Source organism: Simplicispira sp. GW247-4R2A (assembly GCF_059424465.1).
Map to the genome: position 1 here is coordinate 1 of NZ_JBWKZM010000060.1, position 904 is coordinate 904.

General features: G+C 62.2%; 1 protein-coding gene. It reads right to left on the reverse strand.

All coding sequences use genetic code 11. The features are described 5' to 3' along the window. Window positions 1-136 precede the first annotated feature (136 nt). Window positions 137-904: IS5 family transposase (locus AC07ZH_RS20475; protein WP_495201117.1), on the reverse strand; the 768-nt coding region annotated here is incomplete at its 5' end.

A 904-nucleotide genomic window follows, 5' to 3' on the forward strand; every position in this document is an offset into this window, starting at 1 on the left:
GGATGCTCTGCTTAAAGCGACTTTGAGTGTGCTGATGGCTCCCAGTTGAGCCAATTTGCAGAATGGGCGCGTGGCGCAGCGATTTTTCAGCCTGTACGGGCAGTTCTCTCGGCCCCTTGGCCGTTTGCAGGCGCACTCATCCCTGCGCTCTCATCAAAGTTCGCCGGGCCATCCACAGGTTGGACAGCGCAAACAGCGTGTGCAGTTGTGCCGTGTTCTTGCTCAAGCCGCGGTAGCGCACCTTGACGTGGCCAAACTGGCGCTTGAGCACCCTAAACGGATGCTCGACCTTGGCCCGGATGCTGGCCTTGATGCGTTCGAGCTGGTCGGTCAGGTCGTCGACCAGCCGGGTCTTGTCCAGCAGCTTGCGTTTGCCCGGGCGCATGGCAATGTTCCAGCGCACGCCCTCCTTGGCATCGGCCCGCTTGGCAGCGCCCTGGTAGCCAGCGTCGCCCCAGGCTTCGACTTCCTCGCCGTGCAGCAAGGTATTGGCCTCGACCACATCGCTGACGCTGCCTGCCGTTCCCCGCACCGTGTGCACCAGACCCGAGTCCGCGTCCACGCCAATGTGGGCCTTCATGCCGAAGTACCACTGATTGCCCTTCTGGCTTTGCTTCATCTGCGGGTCGCGCTTACCCGATGCGTTTTTGGTCGAGCTCGGTGCGGCAATCAGTGTGGCATCGACGACGGTGCCGGTGCGCAGCAGCAGTCCCTTGGCGCTGAGCAGTTCGTTGATGAGCGCCAGGATCTGCGGGGCCAGCTTGTGTTCTTCCAGCAGCCGGCGGAATCGAAGAATCGTCGTCTCGTCGGGCACTGCTGTGTCCCAGGTCAGGCCAGCGAATTCACGGAACAACGGCACGTCGTGCAGTGCCTCTTCCATGGCCGGATCGCTCAGCGTAAACCA